At 60.2% G+C, this 18,182-nt stretch carries 14 protein-coding genes; 9 read left to right on the top strand and 5 right to left on the bottom strand.

The annotated features are described in order from the left end of the window. The first annotated feature begins 216 nt into the window (after window positions 1-216). The 6 genes from topA (at window position 217) to rpmG (ending at window position 7,870) form a co-directional block, all read left to right on the top strand. Entirely contained in the window at window positions 217-2,901 is a 2,685-nt protein-coding gene (topA, locus tag L904_RS12280; RefSeq protein ID WP_031233433.1) for a type I DNA topoisomerase, read from the top strand. After that, on the top strand, window positions 2,898-5,252 hold the full coding sequence (gene rnr, locus L904_RS12285; protein ID WP_020808927.1) for a ribonuclease R: 2,355 nt from the start codon (window positions 2,898-2,900) through the stop codon (window positions 5,250-5,252). The genes topA and rnr overlap by 4 nt, the downstream gene beginning before the upstream one ends. A 44-nt stretch (window positions 5,253-5,296) precedes the next feature. Beyond that, a complete protein-coding gene (locus tag L904_RS12290) occupies window positions 5,297-5,740 on the top strand; it encodes a DUF983 domain-containing protein (protein ID WP_020808926.1) in 444 nt (147 codons plus the stop codon). A gap of 62 nt (window positions 5,741-5,802) precedes the next feature. Then, window positions 5,803-6,429 (top strand): NUDIX hydrolase, encoded by a 627-nt coding sequence (locus tag L904_RS12295; protein WP_003521495.1) that lies wholly within the window; start codon window positions 5,803-5,805, stop codon window positions 6,427-6,429. Window positions 6,430-6,446: 17 nt separating this feature from the next. Continuing rightward, a complete protein-coding gene (locus L904_RS12300) occupies window positions 6,447-7,613 on the top strand; it encodes an MFS transporter (RefSeq protein WP_162144073.1) in 1,167 nt (388 codons plus the stop codon). Between the two features lie 89 nt (window positions 7,614-7,702). Then, complete coding sequence (rpmG, locus tag L904_RS12305; RefSeq protein WP_003496403.1) at window positions 7,703-7,870, top strand: 50S ribosomal protein L33; 168 nt, start codon at window positions 7,703-7,705, stop codon at window positions 7,868-7,870. Window positions 7,871-8,768: 898 nt separating this feature from the next. Here the strand turns inward: rpmG and L904_RS12310 are convergent. After that, window positions 8,769-10,139, bottom strand: coding sequence for a PleD family two-component system response regulator (locus tag L904_RS12310; protein WP_020810655.1), 1,371 nt, complete (start codon window positions 10,137-10,139; stop codon window positions 8,769-8,771). Window positions 10,140-10,157: 18 nt separating this feature from the next. Then, window positions 10,158-10,529 (bottom strand): response regulator, encoded by a 372-nt coding sequence (locus L904_RS12315; protein ID WP_003521498.1) that lies wholly within the window; start codon window positions 10,527-10,529, stop codon window positions 10,158-10,160. Window positions 10,530-10,660: 131 nt separating this feature from the next. On the opposite strand from L904_RS12315, the gene L904_RS12320 reads away from it, so the two are divergent. After that, window positions 10,661-10,969 carry a DUF3572 domain-containing protein gene (locus L904_RS12320; RefSeq protein WP_035262830.1) on the top strand — a complete coding sequence of 103 codons (309 nt, stop codon included), beginning with the start codon at window positions 10,661-10,663 and terminating at the stop codon, window positions 10,967-10,969. 21 nt (window positions 10,970-10,990) lie between these two features. Here the strand turns inward: L904_RS12320 and L904_RS12325 are convergent, their stop codons facing one another. Both L904_RS12325 and L904_RS28385 read right to left on the bottom strand, forming a co-directional pair. Further along, window positions 10,991-11,251 (bottom strand): BrnA antitoxin family protein, encoded by a 261-nt coding sequence (locus L904_RS12325; protein ID WP_003502419.1) that lies wholly within the window; start codon window positions 11,249-11,251, stop codon window positions 10,991-10,993. Next, a complete protein-coding gene (locus tag L904_RS28385) occupies window positions 11,217-11,684 on the bottom strand; it encodes a BrnT family toxin (RefSeq protein WP_245267321.1) in 468 nt (155 codons plus the stop codon). Before L904_RS28385 ends, L904_RS12325 begins: the two co-directional genes overlap by 35 nt. On the opposite strand from L904_RS28385, the gene L904_RS12335 reads away from it, so the two are divergent. Continuing rightward, on the top strand, window positions 11,683-12,966 hold the full coding sequence (locus tag L904_RS12335; protein ID WP_020810658.1) for a DNA polymerase IV: 1,284 nt from the start codon (window positions 11,683-11,685) through the stop codon (window positions 12,964-12,966). The two genes, L904_RS28385 and L904_RS12335, sit on opposite strands and share 2 nt — an antisense overlap. 169 nt (window positions 12,967-13,135) lie before the next feature. Next, entirely contained in the window at window positions 13,136-14,374 is a 1,239-nt protein-coding gene (locus L904_RS12340) for a L,D-transpeptidase family protein (RefSeq protein WP_020810659.1), read from the top strand. 22 nt (window positions 14,375-14,396) lie between these two features. Here the strand turns inward: L904_RS12340 and dnaE are convergent, their stop codons facing one another. Further along, entirely contained in the window at window positions 14,397-17,897 is a 3,501-nt protein-coding gene (gene dnaE / locus L904_RS12345; protein WP_035262828.1) for a DNA polymerase III subunit alpha, read from the bottom strand. Between the last annotated feature and the right edge of the window lie 285 nt (window positions 17,898-18,182).

Consider the following 18,182-nt stretch of genomic DNA (forward strand, 5'->3'; position numbering starts at 1 on the left):
TCGATTCAAATGATGTTGCCCATCATAACCAATTTACCAAAGATTGCAATACAACAATAGATTATCCATAGGTTGTAATCACCTTGAAGCGATAAAATCGGCCTTGCCTCTTGACCCGCGCGCATTACCTGTCCATGTCGAAATATAAAGAAGGCGAATTGCGGCATTGCGCCGTGACCCGGCCACGTTAACGGACCAGTTCCAGAGAAAAACAATATGAATGTCGTCGTCGTAGAATCTCCTGCCAAAGCCAAGACGATCAACAAGTATCTTGGCTCGGGCTACAAGGTTCTTGCATCCTTTGGCCACGTCAGAGACCTTCCTGCCAAGGACGGATCGGTGCTGCCCGACCAGGATTTCGAAATGTCCTGGGAGGTCGACAGCGCATCCGCCAAGCGCATGAAGGATATTGCCGATGCGGTAAAATCCTCCGACGGCCTCATTCTCGCAACCGACCCGGATCGCGAAGGCGAGGCCATCTCCTGGCACGTTCTCGATCTTTTGAAGAAGAAGCGCGTCCTCGGCGACAAGCCGGTAAAACGCGTGGTCTTCAACGCCATCACCAAAAAGGCCGTGCTGGACGCCATGGCGAACCCGCGCGACATCGACGTGCCGCTGGTCGACGCCTATCTCGCCCGCCGCGCGCTGGATTATCTCGTCGGCTTCAACCTGTCGCCCGTGCTGTGGCGTAAGCTGCCCGGCGCGCGTTCCGCCGGCCGCGTTCAGTCGGTTGCGCTGCGCCTCGTCTGCGACCGCGAATCCGAGATCGAGCGTTTCGTTTCCGAAGAATACTGGAACATCAGCGCACTTTTGAAGACACCGCGCGGTGACGAGTTCGAAGCCAAGCTGGTTTCGGCCGATGGCAAGCGCCTGCAAAGCCGCTCGATCAAGACCGGAGACGATGCGAACCGGTTGAAGGCGCTGCTCGAAGGCGCGAGCTATGTGGTCGAAAGCGTCGAGGCGAAACCGGTCAAGCGCAATCCCGGCCCGCCCTTCACCACTTCGACGCTGCAGCAGGCGGCCTCCTCGCGCATGGGCTTTTCCGCCTCGCGCACCATGCAGGTGGCGCAGAAGCTTTACGAAGGCATCGATATCGGCGGCGAGACCGTCGGTCTGATCACCTATATGCGTACCGACGGCGTACAGATGGCCCCTGAAGCGATCGATGCCGCCCGCCGCGCCATTGGCGAGCAGTTCGGTGGCCGTTATGTGCCGGAAAAGGCGCGTTTCTATTCGACCAAGGCCAAGAACGCCCAGGAAGCGCACGAAGCGATCCGCCCGACCGATTTCAACCGCACGCCGGATCAGGTGAAGCGTTACCTCGATCCAGATCAGCTGCGTCTTTATGACCTGATCTGGAAGCGCGGCATAGCGAGCCAGATGGCCTCGGCGGAAATCGAGCGGACCACGGTGGAAATCCTTGCCAGCAATGGCGGCGAAAAGGCAGGGCTGCGCGCCGTCGGTTCGGTGATCCGCTTCGACGGTTTCATCGCCGCCTATACCGACCAGAAGGAAGATGGCGAACAGAGCGATGACGGTGACGACGAAGGCCGTCTGCCGCCGATCAACGAGCGCGAGAACCTCGCCAAGCAGAAGATCAACGCCAGCCAGCACTTCACCGAACCGCCGCCGCGTTATTCGGAAGCCTCGCTGATCAAGAAGATGGAAGAACTCGGCATCGGCCGTCCTTCCACCTATGCGGCGACGCTGAAGACGCTGAGCGACCGTGAATATATCGTCGTCGACAAGCGCAAGCTGATCCCGCATTCGCGCGGCCGGCTGGTGACGGCTTTCCTCGAAAGCTTCTTCACCAAGTACGTCGAATACGACTTCACCGCCGCGCTTGAAGAAAAGCTCGACCGGATTTCCGCCGGCGAACTGGACTGGAAGCAGGTTCTGCGCGATTTCTGGAAGGATTTCTTCGCCCAGATCGAAGACACCAAGGAACTGCGTGTCACCAACGTTCTGGATGCGCTGAACGAGGTTCTGGCGCCGCTGGTCTTCCCCAAGCGCGAGGATGGTTCCGATCCGCGCATCTGTCAGGTTTGCGGCACCGGCAATCTTTCGCTGAAGCTCGGCAAATATGGCGCTTTCGTCGGTTGCTCCAACTATCCGGAATGCAACTACACCCGCCAGCTGACCTCGGACGGTTCGGAAGCCGAAGCTGCGGCTTCGAACGAGCCGAAGGCGCTGGGTGCCGATCCGATGACCGGCGAGGAGCTGACGCTGCGCTCCGGCCGTTTCGGGCCCTATATCCAGCGCGGTGACGGCAAGGAGGCCAAGCGCTCCTCGCTGCCCAAGGGCTGGAAGCCTGAGGATATCGACCACGAAAAGGCGCTGGCGCTCATCAACCTGCCGCGCGATATCGGCAAGCATCCGGAAACCGGCAAGATGATATCGGCCGGCCTCGGCCGTTACGGGCCGTTCCTTTTGCATGACGGTTCCTATGCGAACCTTGAAAGCATCGAGGACGTGTTCTCTATCGGCCTCAACCGCGCCGTGACCGTGATTGCCGAAAAGCAGAGCAAGGGACCGGGTCGCGGCCGCAGCGGCACGCCGGCGGCGCTGAAGGAGCTGGGCGACCACCCCGATGGCGGCTCGATCACCGTTCGCGACGGGCGTTATGGCGCTTACGTCAACTGGGGCAAGGTCAACGCCACCATTCCGAAGGGTCAGGACCCGGCTTCGGTGACGCTGGACGAGGCGCTGGTGCTGATCGCCGAGCGCATCGCCAAGACCGGCACCGGCGGCAAGCCTGCCAAGGGCAGGAAGACGACTGCCAAGAAGGCCGATGGTGACGCCGCAGCTAAGCCGAAGGCGACCAAGGCCAAGGCGGCAACGAAGAGCAAGACGGCCGCCAAGCCGAAGGCAGCGGCCAAACCCAAGAAGGCAGCAGAGTGAGCAAAGCGCCGCGTCAGAGACAGGGTTCCGCCAGCGACGGTTTCGGACGCACCGGGCGCGGCAAGCGGGTCAGTGAAGGTGAAGGCATCATCCATGGCGAGGTGCCTCCCCGCGAGGTGCTGCTGAAATTCATCGCCGACCATCCGCAACAGGCCTCCAAGCGGGAAATCGCCAAGGCTTTCGGGCTGAAAGGCGAGAACCGCGTCATTCTCAAAGCGCTGCTGAAAGAGCTTGAAGCCGACGGCATGGTGCAGAAGAGCCGCAAGTCGCTGACGCGGCCGGGCGGCCTGCCGCCGGTCACGGTTCTCGATATCACCACCCGCGACAAGGACGGCGAATTGATCGGCCGGCCGGCGGAATGGCCGGAGGATCAGGGCGCGGCACCGGCCGTGCTCATCCGTCAGTCATCGCAGGATCGCGGCAAGAAGGCGCCGGCGGCGGGTCTTGGCGACCGCATTCTGGCGAAAATCTTCCCCTCCAAGGAAAGTTCCGGCCCGGCCTATACGGCCCGCGTCGTGAAGCTGATCGACCGCCGCCAGAACGCGCTGCTCGGCGTGTTCAAGGAGACGGCGGGTGGCGGCGGACGGCTGATGCCGATCGACCGGCGCGGCGAAGAAATGGTCATCGACCCCGATGGCGTCGGCGATGCCAAAGACGGCGACCTGATCGAGGTGGAAACCTCGCGCAACAGCGGCCGTTACGGGCTGACGCGCGCCAAGGTCCTGTCGGTCATCGGCTCCGTTGCCTCGGAAAAGGCGATCTCGATGATCGCGATCCATTCGCACGGCATTCCGCATATCTTCCCCTCGAACGTTCTTGCCGAGGCGGATGCCGCCAAGGCGGCCAGCATGTCGCACCGCGAGGACTGGCGCGACCTGCCGCTCATTACCATCGATCCGGCCGACGCCAAGGACCATGACGATGCGGTCTATGCCGAGCCCGACACATCGCCCGACAATCCCGACGGTGTCATCGTCACCGTCGCCATTGCCGATGTCTCCTGGTATGTGCGTTCCGGTTCGCCGCTCGATCGCGAAGCGCTGAAACGCGGCAACTCCGTCTATTTCCCCGACCGCGTCGTGCCGATGCTGCCGGAGCGCATTTCCAACGATCTCTGCTCGCTGAAGGAAGGCGTCGACCGCCCTGCCCTTGCCGTGCGGATGATCTTTTCGAAGGAAGGCCGCAAGGCCGGCCACACCTTCCACCGCATCATGATGAAGAGCGCTGCCAAGCTCTCCTACCAGCAGGCTCAGGCGGCCATCGACGGACGGCCGGATGACAAGACCGGCCCGCTGCTGGAACCGATCCTGAAGCCGCTATGGCACGCCTATGCGGTGATGAAGCGCGGCCGCGACCGCCGCCAGCCGCTGGAACTCGACATGCCGGAGCGCAAGATCATGCTCAGGCCCGACGGCACGGTGGACAAGGTCGTCATTCCCGAACGCCTCGATGCGCATAAGCTGATCGAGGAAATGATGATCCAGGCGAATGTCGCTGCCGCCGAGACGCTGGAAAAGAAGAAGCAGCCGCTGGTCTATCGCGTCCATGATGCGCCCACGCTTTCCAAGCAGGAAGTGCTGCGCGAATTCCTCGGAACCATCGGCATTTCCATGGCCAAGGGTGCGGCCATGCGCGCCAATTCCTTCAACGGCATTCTGGCCCGCGCGCTCGATACGCCACACCAGATCATGGTCAACGAGATGGTGCTGCGCAGCCAGAGCCAGGCGATCTACAGCCCGGAAAATATCGGCCATTTCGGCCTCAACCTGATGAAGTACGCGCACTTCACCTCGCCGATCCGCCGTTATGCCGACCTCATCGTGCATCGCGCGCTGGTGGGGTCGCTTGGCCTTGGCGAAGGCGGCATCACGCCGCAGGAAGAGGCGACGCTGGACGATATCGCCGCCGAAATCTCGACCTTCGAGCGCCGCGCCATGGCTGCCGAACGCGACACCATCAACCGGCTGATCGCGCATCATCTGTCTGAACGGGTGGGCGAAGAATTCGAGGGCCGCGTTTCCGGTGTCACCAAGGCGGGACTTTTTGTCGCGCTTCCGCAATTTGGCGCGGACGGCTTTGTTCCTATATCTACACTCGGAACAGACTATTTCCTTTACGATGAGGCCCATCAGGCCCTGACAGGAGAGAAGACGGGCCTTGGATACCAGCTTGGCGACACGGTTCAGGTGCGGCTTGCGGAAGCGGTGCCTTTGGCAGGCGCGCTTCGTTTCGATATGCTGAGCCCGGGGCGCAAGATGCCGGTCGGCTCGCGGTCGTTCCACAAGGCAGGCCGGCGGACATCGCGTCCTGCCGCAAAGCCCGGAACGCGACCGCCCAGAAGGCGACGATAACAAGACCGCTTCAGGCGGTTGAAAAACGGGAGAAGGACTTAAGGATGAGTGCACATCAGGGCTCGGAAACAGTCACCTTCGGAGACGATAGCGCGGAACGGCCGCTTGGCCGCTCGATCATGCGGGGAATGGCCAATCGCTGTCCTGCGTGCGGCAGCGGACGCCTGTTCCGGGCCTTTCTGAAGCCGGTGGACGCCTGCGCCGCCTGCGGCGAAGAAATGCACCACCACCGGTCCGATGACCTGCCGCCCTATATTTCCATCGTCATCATCGGCCATATCGCTGTCGGCGGTTTCATGATGACCGATATGGTGTTTTCCGTTCCCATGTGGGTGCATTTCGCCATCTGGGTGCCGATCACCGTTCTCGCCGCGCTTTTGACGCTGCAACCCATCAAGGGCGGCGTGATCGGCCTGCAATGGGCGCTGAAGATGCACGGCTTCGACCGAAAACAGCAAAAAGCGCAGATCGACGGCTCGTCTCACTGACGGCGGGCGGGACCTTGCACATGCCTCAGCTCCCCCGGCGCGCCGAGACGGCGAGCGCGCCCATGCGGCCGCGCGACGCCGCCTCCATCATTCTGTTCGACCGCTCCGGCTCGCAGCTCAGGGTGCTGATGGGCCAGCGCAGCAGCGCCCATGTCTTCATGCCCGGCGCCTATGTGTTTCCCGGCGGCAAACGCGATCCGCGCGACCATGCATTGCCCTTTTCGGGCGATCTGCATCCCGCCGTCCTCCACAGCCTCACCGCCTCCGCAGCGCGGCGGCTCAGCGCTGCCGGCGCGAGAGCTCTGGCGCTTGCCGCCGCGCGCGAGCTTTTCGAGGAAACCGGCGTGGATCTCGGCTTGAGCACCAGGGGTCCCGATCTTTCCCGTTTCCGATATGTGGCCCGCGCCATCACCCCACCCGGCAATGTGCGGCGCTACGACACGCGATTCTTCTGCTGTTATGCCGACGAATTGCGGCTGGATACCCGGCTAACCCGTGATTCCGATGAGTTGCACAATGTGCAATGGCTTGACATGACAGACCTTTCCGGTCTGAACATGCCGAAAATCACGCGCACGGTTCTCGAAGATGTCACAAAACTCATGATAGGTGATCCCTCATTGCCCTTTGAAAGCCCCGCGCGGCTCTATGTCACGCGCCACGGCCGGTTCATTCGAGACTTTGTATAAAGGCCGTCATGTCACAAATGAAATGCGAAGAAGCGGACGCCATTCACTGGCCCTCACTGATCGCCGCCATTTCCGCCATCAGTGCGGTCGGTGTCGCCATCGGCCTTGGCCTTCCGCTCCTGTCGATCATCCTTGAGAAGCGCGGCATCTCTTCCACCATGATCGGGGTGAATTCGGCCATGGCCGGCGTCGCGGCGATGATGGCGGCCCCCGTGACCACCAAGATCGCCCATGATTTCGGCGTGGCGCGAACCATGCTGTTCGCAGTCGTCGTTTCGGCGCTGAGCGCGCTCGGTTTTTATTTCGCCGAAGCCTTCTGGATGTGGTTTCCGCTGCGAATCGTTTTCCACGGCGCCACCACCACGCTTTTCATTCTCTCCGAATACTGGATCAACATGACCGCGCCGCCCAGGAAGCGCGGCATGGTTCTCGGCATCTACGCCACCGGCCTTGCGGTTGGCTTCGCGGTCGGTCCGCTGCTGTTTTCCGTGGTCGGCAGCGAAGGCATATTGCCGTTTCTGGTCGGCGCGGCGATCATCCTGCTCGCCGCGATCCCGATCTTCATGGCGCGCGGCGAAAGCCCGGAGCTGGACGAACGGCCTAACCACCATTTCGTCCGTTATGTCTGGCTGGTGCCCATGGCGTCCGCGGCGGCCTTCGTCTTCGGTTCGGTGCAGGCCGGCGGCCTTTCGCTGTTTCCGATCTATGCGACGCGGGAAGGCTTCAACGAATCGCAGGCAGCGCTTCTCCTTACCGTGATGGGCATCGGCAATATGGTCTTCCAGATACCGATCGGCCTGCTTTCGGACCGGATGAAGGACCGGAGGACGATGCTGGGGCTGATGGCCTTTGCCGGCGTCTGCGGCACGCTGGCGCTTCCTTTCCTGGTGGAAAGCTGGCTTCTGGTGGCGGCCCTGCTGCTGTTCTGGGGCGGGCTGGTCTCGGGCATGTATACTGTCGGCCTCACCCATCTCGGATCGCGCCTGAAAGGCGCCGATCTGGTCGCCGCCAATGCCGCCTTCATCTTCTGCTACGCCATGGGCACGATTGCGGGGCCGCAGGCCGTGGGCATTTCCATGGACCTTGCCGGAACCGATGGCTTTGCCTGGTCACTGGCGGTATTTTTCGGGCTTTACGTGGTGCTTTATATCGTCCGTTTTGTTTTCCGGGCAAAACAGGCTTGACTTTTCAGGCGCGATACGTAGTTTCGCGCCAGATTTAGCCGAGGTGAGAAGCGCCTGCGGCTTCTCTTTTGTTTAAAGGCAGGACGACCATGGCGAAAGCTACAACAATCAAGATCAAGCTGCTGTCGACAGCCGACACCGGTACCTTCTACGTCACCACCAAGAACAGCCGTACGTTCACGGACAAGATGACGAAGACGAAGTACGACCCGGTTGTACGCAAGCACGTTGAATTCAAGGAAACCAAGATCAAGTAATTTCTTGATCGGGTCTCCGACAAAAGCGCGCCCAACGGGCGCGTTTTTTGTTTGTGCCGATGGGAAAAGGCTGCCACCAGCCTTGTTGCGCCCAGAGGCTTTCCAGGCGGCCAATAAGGCCCCGCGTCCCCGCTGCCCCCGGAAATTGCCGCCGTTACTGGCGAAGCGCGCGAGCAGCCATGGGCAAGTCCGACCATATGGTCTGACGCCCCGCCCGCCGCCGCAATCATTCAGATGCTCAAAAGAAGTATCCCAAGGGCTACGCATCCGCCCCTGCCCCGTATCACGACCTCGCACATGACGTGAACGAAGACGACCGCACAAGCCGCTACGCTGCGACACGCACACCACGAACAGGCAATTTTCGGGAAGAAGGCGGTCGGCCAACGATGCGATTACGGCACGAGGAACCGATTCGGACATCGTCAGCCGACCGACCCCACGATTCAGGAGATGCGGCGGACCTGAGCATCATGGGGCATTCAAACTACGCAATACCAGCCCCTGACGAGCGAAATCGCGACGGCTAAAGCCGCTATCATTCATCATCACAAGACGGATAAACCGCCGGAAGAACTGTTACTCTCAATAGGGAGTGTGCGCAGAAGTAAAATAAAAATCAACAAATTCTTAAGCCAGAGATACATCACCTGGGAAACATGGTTAAGTATACAAAGCTGGCACACTATAGTTGCCGGAGAGATTGAATTCAACGTATTTTTCAACTTGAACTCTATTTATATCGCTAATCTGCATCTTTTCATTGCAAAGCGATAAAATACATCCAAGGTCAATGGCTTGCAGTCTCGCGACGCCCGCCCCGTATTCCCGAATAACTATTTCGCCGGGATATGACGGAGAGATTGCGCAATATTTTTAGTCAATCCGCCGCTGATGCTCAGGCAGCGGCAGCAACGACGCGGTTGCGACCGGCGTGTTTCGCCTCGTAAAGCGCCTTGTCGGCCTGCTTCAGGATTTCGTCCGGAGCGCCGAAGGCCCCGCTGCTGGTGGCGATGCCGAGGGAGGCGGTAATGCTCAATTCCCGGTCGATGGAACGAACATAAAAAGGCTTGTCCTCCACGATCGCCCGCAAGCGCTCGGCGACGCTTGCCGCAAGCTCCATCGGCGTATCGGGCATGACGACGACGAACTCCTCCCCGCCATAACGGCAGGCGAGATCTGCGCCGCGCACCGTGCTGCGGATGCGCGCTGCAAATTCCCGCAGCACCTCATCGCCGACATCGTGACCATAGGTGTCGTTGACCAGCTTGAAGCGGTCTATATCCGTCATGCAGATGGAGATCGGACGGCCGCGAACGGCAGCACGGTCGAAGAGTATCTTCAGGTGGTTGTCGAGGTAACGGCGATTGTTGAGGCCGGTCAGCCCGTCGACAATGGCGAGTTCCATCGTGTGCTGGAGATTGAGCCGCAGATGCTCGTTGTAGCGCTTGCGCCTGATCTGCGTCAGCGAGCGCGCGACGAGTTCGTTCGGATCGATCGGGCGGAGAATGTAATCATTCACGCCGAGATCGAGCGCCCGCGCCACCATGTCGTCCGCCCCCTGCTCCGCCACCAGAAGCAGCGGCAGGAAACGGGTGCGTTCCAGCGAGCGAAGCTGCGAGCACAGCCGTAGCGGATCGTAATTCTCGAAATTGGAATTGACGATGACGAGCTCGAACGGATTGCCCGCGGCCTTGAGCAAGGCCGCCTGCGGCTCCGTGACGGCATCGACCTCGGCAACCGGCTTCAGCGCCCGCACGATACGTTCCTGCGAGCTGGCGCGGCCATCCGCAACCAGCACGCGGCCGGGCGTCTGCATCAGGCCATCGCTGCGCAGCATCTCCTCGATGCCGATCTGCCGTGCGGTTTCGGCGCGCAGCCGCAATTCGTCGCTGACGGCCTTGAGGCGCACGAGGCTTTTGACACGGGCGATGAGTTGAAGGTCATTGACCGGCTTGGTGAGAAAATCGTCGGCGCCGGCCTTGAGGCCGCGCACGCGGTCCGACGGCTGATCGAGTGCCGTGACCATCACCACCGGAATATGTGCGGTATTCGGATTGGCCTTCAGCCTTTCGCAGACCTCGAAGCCATCCATGCCCGGCATCATGATATCGAGCAGGATGATATCGACCTGCTCTTCGTCGCAGATCGCCAGCGCCTTGAAACCATCCTCGGCGGTGACGACATCGAAATATTCCGCCAGAAGACGGGCTTCGAGAAGCTTCACATTGGCCGGAATATCGTCAACAACCAGAACTCTCGCCGTCATAACCGTTCCCCAGTCGCCTCACGCATCGCCCAGATAAGTCTTGATGACTTCGATGAACTTCGGAACGGAAATCGGCTTCGACACATAGGCCTCGCATCCGCCCTGGCGAATCCGTTCCTCGTCGCCCTTCATGGCAAAAGCCGTGACCGCGATGACCGGGATGACATGCAACTCGTCATCTTCCTTCAGCCACTTCGTCACCTCCAGCCCCGAGACTTCCGGAAGCTGGATATCCATGAGGATGAGGTCCGGGCGATGCTTGCGGGCGAGATCGAGCGCTTCCATGCCGTTGCGCGTCTGGATGGTCGTATAACCGGACGCCTCGATCAGGTCGCGAAAGAGCTTCATGTTCAGCTCGTTGTCTTCGACTATCATGACCTGCTTGGGCATGGTGAGCAGTCCCCGTTTCGCTTTGAAACCTTCATCCAGACATATAAGTTGCCAGAGAACCGATTCCATCGTCCATTTGTTGCGCAAGGCTAGAGGGATTTGGTTTCAAAATAGGTAACTTCGGGGAAGAAATGCTGCGCGATACGAAAAACAAAGACAATGCCGGCCAGGATCCGCAAGAAACGGCAGCCGCCATACTTGGCTGGCTGGCAAACGAACCGGAAATGCTGGCGCGTTTTCTGGCGCTGAGCGGGTTGCAGGCCAATATGCTGCGCCAGGCCGTCAACGATCCCGGCTTTCTTGCGGGCCTCACCGATTTTCTGATGAGCCATGAACCGGACCTCATGGCGTTTTGCGCCGCGACCGATACTTCCCCCGAAACAGTGGCGGCCGCCTGGCACCACTTTTCCGGGCCGGGGCTGGATTCAGGCGTGTATTGACGGGTCGCCAGCCGGAGGCGGTCAGCGTTTCAGCAATGTGCGGGCATAGGATTCCAGCACCGCATTCATGCGCGTCTGGTATCCCTTGCCGGTGGACTTATAAGCCTCGACGACGGACTTCTTGACCCTCAGCGTGATCTGCTGCGTCCCTTCCGGCTCCACGAGTTTTGCGTTCGCCCAGAAGCGCTCATCCAGTTCGGGAATATCGCTGTAGTCTATCTTCTCGTCAGGCAAGGCTGCCAGTTCTTCAAGACTCAGTTCTTTTTCGTATTTCTTCGTCATAACGTTTCCTTTCGCGGCGGTTTGCCGGCCGGGCGGAGATGATGCGGGTTTTACCGGCACGATCGGTATGGATGACCGCCAGAAATACTATTCCTTCGATCTGCCCTATGCTGTGATAGCGCGTCTCTCCATAGGCCCCGCGCTCATCGACCCATGAAAGAACCGCATCCTCGAAGATTCGAATCGCCGTCTGAAATCCGACGCCATGCTTTCGGATGTTAGACCTGCTTTTCTCTTCATCCCATTCGAACATGCGTAAAAAATCATCTACAATTGTAACTACAAATATGGGTGAGATCAAATATTTCTCTATGGTATGCAAGTTTTCCGATGCGCCGGGGTTTTCAAATCCGGGCTTTGTCGCGAACGCCCCTTGAGCCGTTGTCACGGCCGGAGTATGGTCAGTGACGTTCTTGTTTTGTTTTCGGCTCATGTCCACGTCGCACCCCTATGATCCCGGTTTTTGCCGCGACTGTCTGGCCGGCCAGCCAGAAGGGCTGAGGCGTTGCCGCGCCTGTGGCAGCCCGCGCCTTGTTTATCATGCCGAACTCTACGATCTGAGCATTGCCCATATCGACTGCGACGCCTTTTATGCCTCCGTTGAAAAACGGGACAACCCGGAACTGGCCGACAAGCCTGTGATCGTTGGCGGCGGCAAACGTGGGGTGGTTTCCACCGCCTGTTATATCGCCCGCATTCACGGCGTGCGTTCCGCCATGCCCATGTTCAAGGCACTGGAAGCCTGTCCTGACGCCATCGTCATCAAGCCGGATATGGAAAAATACAGCCGTGTCGGACGCGAAATCCGGGCGATGATGCAGGAATTGACGCCGCTGGTGCAGCCGCTTTCCATAGACGAGGCGTTTCTCGATCTTTCCGGCACCGAGAAGCTGCATCACGATCCACCGGCCCGTGTGCTGGCGAAATTCGCCCGGCGCGTGGAAAAGGAAGTGGGCGTGACCGTTTCAGCCGGCCTTTCCTACTGCAAATTTCTCGCCAAGGTCGCGTCCGACCTGCAAAAGCCGCGCGGCTTTTCAGTGATCGGCGAAACGGAGGCGCTGTCCTTTCTGGCGACGCGGCCGGTCACCACCATCTGGGGCGTGGGCAAGGCCTTCGCGGCGACGCTGGAGGCGGACGGTATCCGCATGATCGCGCAGCTGCAGGAGATGGAGGAAAGCGAGCTGATGCGCCGCTATGGCGTGATGGGACAACGCCTCTTCCGGCTTTCGCGCGGCATTGACGAGAGGCATGTGCACAATAACGACCCCGTCAAAAGCGTCTCTTCCGAAACCACCTTCTTCAACGATATTTCCCGCCATGAGGATCTGGTACCGATCCTGCGCTCGCTTTCCGAAAAGGTTGCCTGGCGGCTGAAGAAGAGCGGCATTGCCGGCCAGACGGTGGTGCTGAAGATGAAGACGGCAGACTTCAAGCTCCGCACCCGCAACCGCAAACTGGACGACCCCACGCAGCTTGCCGACCGGATTTTTCGCACCGGCCTTTCGCTGCTGGAAAAGGAAACGGACGGCACCAGGTTCCGCCTCATCGGTATCGGCGTCAGCGATCTGCGCGACGCGGGCCTCGCCGATCCGCCCGATCTCGTCGACAAACAGGCGGGGCGCCGGGCTGCGGCGGAAGCGGCGATGGACAAGCTGCGCGACAAGTTCGGCAAGGGCAGCGTCGAGACCGGCTATACGTTCGGAACGCGCAAATAACAGTTGCGCGATTGTGCGACAGGTCGCGCAATCCTGCCCTCGCCGCCTCGCGCCGGATATATTTTAGATTTTACACAAATTAGTGATGTTGCGGATGATCGGTCCTTAAACTTCATTAAACTTCGCATGATTGAGTGAGGCAAGTTTTGTACATGTGGTGTATTGCGTCATGTCCCTCCGCCTCCGTCTTATGGCTGGCATGCTGTCGGCCAGCATTCTTGCCTTTCCGGCGCTTGCCGCTGACAGCAGGTCCATGCAGATACTGGTATCGAAAAGCGACCAGTCGCTTTCGCTTTATGAGAACGGCGAAATCGTCGCCACCTCGAAGGTCTCCACCGGCAAGGCCGGGCATGAGACACCGAGCGGCATCTTCTCGATTCTGGAAAAGCGCAAATACCACGAGTCGAATATCTACTCGGCCGCGCCCATGCCCTTCATGCAGCGGCTGACATGGTCCGGCATCGCGCTGCACGAAGGCAAGGTGCCGAACTATCCGGCCTCGCACGGCTGCGTGCGCCTGCCGTCCAAATTCGCCAAGTCGCTCTTCGGAGACACCCGGACCGGCGTACATGTCATCATCACCGACCGGCCGGTCTCGCTGCGCTTTGTGCAGCATCCGGCGTTGTTTCAGCCGCGCGATGATGCCGATGACGGCAAGCTGCTTCTGTCGGATGTGGAATTGCGCCCGGCGACTTTCGATGCGGCTTTGGGGACGGTCGAGGTTGCCGTCAATGAAAAGACCCAAGCCCTCAAGCCGGCGGCGAAGACCAGGGAGCCCTCGCCCCTGCGCATTCTCATCACCCGGCGCGGCGAGCGGGAAAAGGTGATGGATATTCAGACCGTGCTGACCCGCCTCGGTTTCGATGCCGGTTCAGCCGATGGTTATGCCGGGGAGATGACGATCAGCGCCATCAATGGTTTCAAGCGCTGGAAGGGGCTGAAAACCACCGGCCCGCTTCTAACCGATGCTTTCGTGACGGCGCTTTATGCCTCCGCCGATGAAGACCACCCGCCGACCGGCCAGATCATGGTGCGGCAGGATTTCAAGCCGCTGTTCGAAGCAGCCATCGACATCAAGGACCCGGAAGTGGCGCTCGGAACCCATTTCTTCGAAGCCGTGTCCGTGGATCGCGCCGCCGGAACCGCCGAATGGAACGGCGTGACGCTGGAAAACCATCTGCCGGCGGCGGCCCGCAAGCGGCTCGGCATCTCTGTTACCGAAGCCCCGGGCGGTTTCGATCAATTGAGCGCCGTGCTCGGCCGCCTCGAAATTCCCACGGAAATACGCAGCCGGATCGAGCAGGAGCTTTCAAGCGGCAGCTCGATCACCGTTTCCGATATCAGTCACCAGCTGGAGACAGGCATTGGAACGGACTTCATTACCGTGACCAAAGAAGGGCCGGTATGAGCGACGTGTGAGGCCTCAAGCCTCACACCAGTTCCACATCGACGACACCGGGCGCGGAGCGCAGCGCAGCGGCGATCTCCGGTGAGATGCGGTATTTCTCCGTCAGCTCCACCTCGATCTCGCGGCTGCCCTCATCCTTGATGACGATGAAATAGACCGAGCCATCGCCTTTCGTATTGAGGTGGCGGGCCACCGTTTTCAGCGGGCCGGAATCGCGCACATAAACACGCAACGCCTTCTGCATCTGCACGGATTTCTCTTCCAGCGACTGCGCCGTCTGGATACGCAGACCGATGCCTTCCGGACGCTCTTCCGCCTGCACGGTGATGACCAGCGATTTGCCGACCTCGAGCAGATCGCGGAACTGGCCGAGCCCTTCGGAAAACAGCACCGCCTCATATTGGCCCGATGCATCCGAGAAGGTGACGATGCCCATCTTGTTGCCGGTGCGGGTCTTGCGCTCCTGCTTGCCGGTCACCGTGCCGGCCAGACGCCCGGCAGTCGCACCCTGTTTCACCGCGGCGGAAAAATCGGCGAAATTCTGCACCCGCAGCTTTTCCAGCACGGGGCGGTAGGTATCGAGCGGATGGGCGGTGAGGTAAAAACCGAGCACCTGATATTCACGCAGCAGCTTTTCGGAGGCGAGCCAGGGCTGGAAGGCGGGAAGGATGAGCTTTTCCGGGCCGCTTCCACCACCGGAGCCAAACATGTCCGATTGTCCAATGGTGCGGTTGTTCTGCGCCATCTGCGCATAACCGATAATGCGGTCCAGCCCGCCGATCAGCTCGGCGCGGTCGCGGCCGAAACAATCGAAGGCGCCGGCATTGATCAGGCTTTCCAGTACACGCCGGTTGATCTGCTTGGGATCGATGCGCAGGCAGAAATCCTCAAGGCTCGTGAACGGCTTGCCGTCGCGTACCTGGACGATGTGCTCCACCGCCCCCTCGCCCACGCCCTTGATGGCGGCGAGCGAATAATAGATGCGGTTCTCGCCCGTCTCGAATTGCCGGAACGACGTCTGCACCGAAGGTGCGACGACCTCGATGCCAAGACGGCCGGCATCCTGGCGGAAATCGTTGAGCTTTTCCGTGTTCGCCATATCGAGCGTCATCGAAGCCGCCAGGAACTCCACCGGATAATGCGCCTTCATATAGGCGGTCTGGTAGGACACGATGGCGTAGGCGGCGGCGTGGCTCTTGTTGAAGCCGTAATTGGCGAATTTCGCGAGAAGGTCGAAGATGGTGTTGGCCTGCGGCTTCGAGACGCCGTTCTCGATGGCGCCGTCGACGAAACGCTCGCGCTGCTTGTCCATCTCCTCCTTGATCTTCTTGCCCATGGCGCGGCGCAGAAGATCGGCTTCGCCGAGCGAATAACCGGAGAGGACCTGGGCGATCTGCATCACCTGTTCCTGATAGACGATAACGCCCTGCGTTTCCTTGAGCAGATGGTCGATGGTGGGGTGGATGGACTCCAGCTCCTCCTCGCCATGTTTGCGGGCGTTGTACACCGGAATGTTTTCCATCGGGCCGGGCCGATAAAGCGCCACCAGTGCGATGATGTCCTCGATGCAGTCCGGCCGCATACCGATCAGCGCCTTGCGCATGCCGGCACTTTCCACCTGGAACACGCCGATGGTTTCGCCGCGCGAGAGCATCTCGTAGGTTTTGGCGTCATCCAGCGGAATCGCCGCGAGATCGACCTTGATGCCGCGCTTGGCAACGAAATCGACGGCGACCTTCAGCACCGTCAGCGTCTTCAGGCCGAGGAAGTCGAATTTGACGAGGCCGGCGCTTTCCACCCATTTCATGTTGAACTGGGTGACCGGCATATCCGAGCGCGGATCGCGATACATCGGCACCAGCTTCGACAGCGGGCGGTCACCGATGACGATACCGGCGGCATGGGTGGAGGCGTGGCGGTAAAGCCCTTCGATCTTCTGGGCGATATCCAAAAGGCGGGCGACGACCGGCTCCTTGTCCGCCTCTTCCTGCAGGCGCGGCTCTTCCTCGATCGCTTTCGACAGGGGTGTCGGGTTGGCCGGGTTGTTGGGCACCAGCTTGCAGATCTTGTCCACCTGCCCATAGGGCATTTCCAGCACGCGGCCGACGTCGCGCAAGGCCGCGCGTGCCTGCAGCGAACCGAAGGTGATGATCTGCGCCACCTGCTCGCGGCCATATTTGGCCTGCACGTAACGGATCACCTCTTCGCGACGGTCCTGACAGAAGTCGATATCGAAGTCGGGCATCGAAACGCGTTCGGGATTGAGGAAGCGTTCGAACAGCAGCGAGAAGCGCAGAGGATCGACGTCGGTAATCGTCAGCGCATAAGCGACAAGCGAGCCCGCACCCGAACCGCGGCCCGGCCCGACAGGAATATCGTGCTGCTTGGCCCATTTGATGAAGTCGGCAACGATCAGGAAGTAACCGGGGAACTTCATGCGCGAGATGACGCCGAGTTCGAAATCCAGCCTGTCGCGATAGTCCTGCTCGGTATAGCCGGCCGCCATGCCGAGCGCCGCCAGCCGCTGATCCAGCCCCTCCACCGCCTGGCGGCGAAGCTCTTCGGCTTCGGCGTGTTCCGCCGCCTCCGGGTCGTCGCTGGCGCCGGTGAAACGCGGCAGGATCGGCCCGCGCTTCTTCAGTACATAGGAGCAGCGCAGCGCGATCTCGACGGTGTTTTCCAGCGCCTCGGGAAGATCGGCAAACAGCGCCGCCATCTCCTGTCGACTTTTGAGGTAATGGTCGGGCGTGAGCCGGAACCGGCTGTCATCGGAGACGATAGCGTTATGCGCCACCGCCATCAGCGCATCATGCGCCTCATAGTCGGCCTTGGAAGGGAAAAACGCTTCGTTGGTGGCAACCAGCGGAATATCATGGTCATAAGCAAGGCCAATCATGCGCCGCTCATGGGAGCGGTCATAACCGGACTGGCGCTGCAATTCGATATAAAGCCGGTCACCGAAGAGTGACTTCAGCGTCAGCAGCCGTTCCTTCGCTTGGGCAGCGTGACCTTCCTTCAAGGCCATATCCACCGGACCGCCGGACGCGCCCGTCAGCGCGATCAGGCCGGCATTGGAGGCTTCCTCCAGCCATGCACGGGTAATATGCACGGAATGGCCGCTGCCCTCGCCTTCCAGATAGGCACGGCTGACGATATCCACCAGCCGCTCGTAACCTTCGGCATTGGCGGCAAGGAGCACTATGGCGGGAAGTTTCTGAAGGTGGCTGTTGTGGTTGCGGCGGTCCTCCGCCGCATCCTGCATGTCGATCGACAGCTGGCAGCCGATGATGGGCTGCAAACCTTCGTCGCGCGCCTTTTCGGAAAATTCCAGCGCGACAAAGAGGTTGTTGGTATCGGTAATGGCAATGGCCGGCTGGCCGTCCGCGACGGCCTTGGACATGATTTTCTTGAGGGGCAAGGCCCCCTCAAGCAGGGAATAGGCGGAATGAACCCGCAAATGGACGAAACCGGGAGTTTTCAGCGTTTCGCCAGAGGTCTCTCCACGCACAACCGCATCGCCCATATCATCATCCTGTCATTCTGAATCGAGGGGGCGATTTTCCGATTTCCGGCGCTCAAAGTCCACCGCTTTACGGCGTCCATACAGGTTTCTGCGCCGGCGTGCCCTTCACAGGGCGGTGAGGATCACCGAAAAGCTGGCTACGAAGACAGCGATGGAGGCAAAAGCGGCAACGTCACGGATGAAATCAGTCATTGGTCTCTCCTTACTCGTTATGTTCCAACTTTGTTCTCATTTTGTTCGATTGTCAACAGGGTTTTGCTGATATTCCCCTTGCTAATGCCGCAG

It is taken from the genome of Agrobacterium sp. LY4, assembly GCF_001526585.1.
Classification (GTDB): domain Bacteria; phylum Pseudomonadota; class Alphaproteobacteria; order Rhizobiales; family Rhizobiaceae; genus Agrobacterium; species Agrobacterium leguminum.

What these genes read in the sequence shown, in the direction of transcription:
- topA (WP_031233433.1), top strand. Translation starts at nt 217, where the DNA reads ATGAATGTCGTCGTCGTAGAATCTCCTGCCAAAGCCAAGACGATCAAC.
- L904_RS12290 (WP_020808926.1), top strand. Translation starts at nt 5,297, where the DNA reads ATGAGTGCACATCAGGGCTCGGAAACAGTCACCTTCGGAGACGATAGC.
- L904_RS12295 (WP_003521495.1), top strand. Translation starts at nt 5,803, where the DNA reads ATGCGGCCGCGCGACGCCGCCTCCATCATTCTGTTCGACCGCTCCGGC.
- L904_RS12300 (WP_162144073.1), top strand. Translation starts at nt 6,447, where the DNA reads ATGAAATGCGAAGAAGCGGACGCCATTCACTGGCCCTCACTGATCGCC.
- rpmG (WP_003496403.1), top strand. Translation starts at nt 7,703, where the DNA reads ATGGCGAAAGCTACAACAATCAAGATCAAGCTGCTGTCGACAGCCGAC.
- L904_RS12310 (WP_020810655.1), bottom strand. Translation starts at nt 10,139, where the DNA reads ATGACGGCGAGAGTTCTGGTTGTTGACGATATTCCGGCCAATGTGAAG.
- L904_RS12315 (WP_003521498.1), bottom strand. Translation starts at nt 10,529, where the DNA reads ATGCCCAAGCAGGTCATGATAGTCGAAGACAACGAGCTGAACATGAAG.
- L904_RS12320 (WP_035262830.1), top strand. Translation starts at nt 10,661, where the DNA reads ATGCTGCGCGATACGAAAAACAAAGACAATGCCGGCCAGGATCCGCAA.
- L904_RS12325 (WP_003502419.1), bottom strand. Translation starts at nt 11,251, where the DNA reads ATGACGAAGAAATACGAAAAAGAACTGAGTCTTGAAGAACTGGCAGCC.
- L904_RS12335 (WP_020810658.1), top strand. Translation starts at nt 11,683, where the DNA reads ATGTCCACGTCGCACCCCTATGATCCCGGTTTTTGCCGCGACTGTCTG.
- L904_RS28385 (WP_245267321.1), bottom strand. Translation starts at nt 11,684, where the DNA reads ATGAGCCGAAAACAAAACAAGAACGTCACTGACCATACTCCGGCCGTG.
- L904_RS12340 (WP_020810659.1), top strand. Translation starts at nt 13,136, where the DNA reads ATGTCCCTCCGCCTCCGTCTTATGGCTGGCATGCTGTCGGCCAGCATT.
- dnaE (WP_035262828.1), bottom strand. Translation starts at nt 17,897, where the DNA reads ATGGGCGATGCGGTTGTGCGTGGAGAGACCTCTGGCGAAACGCTGAAA.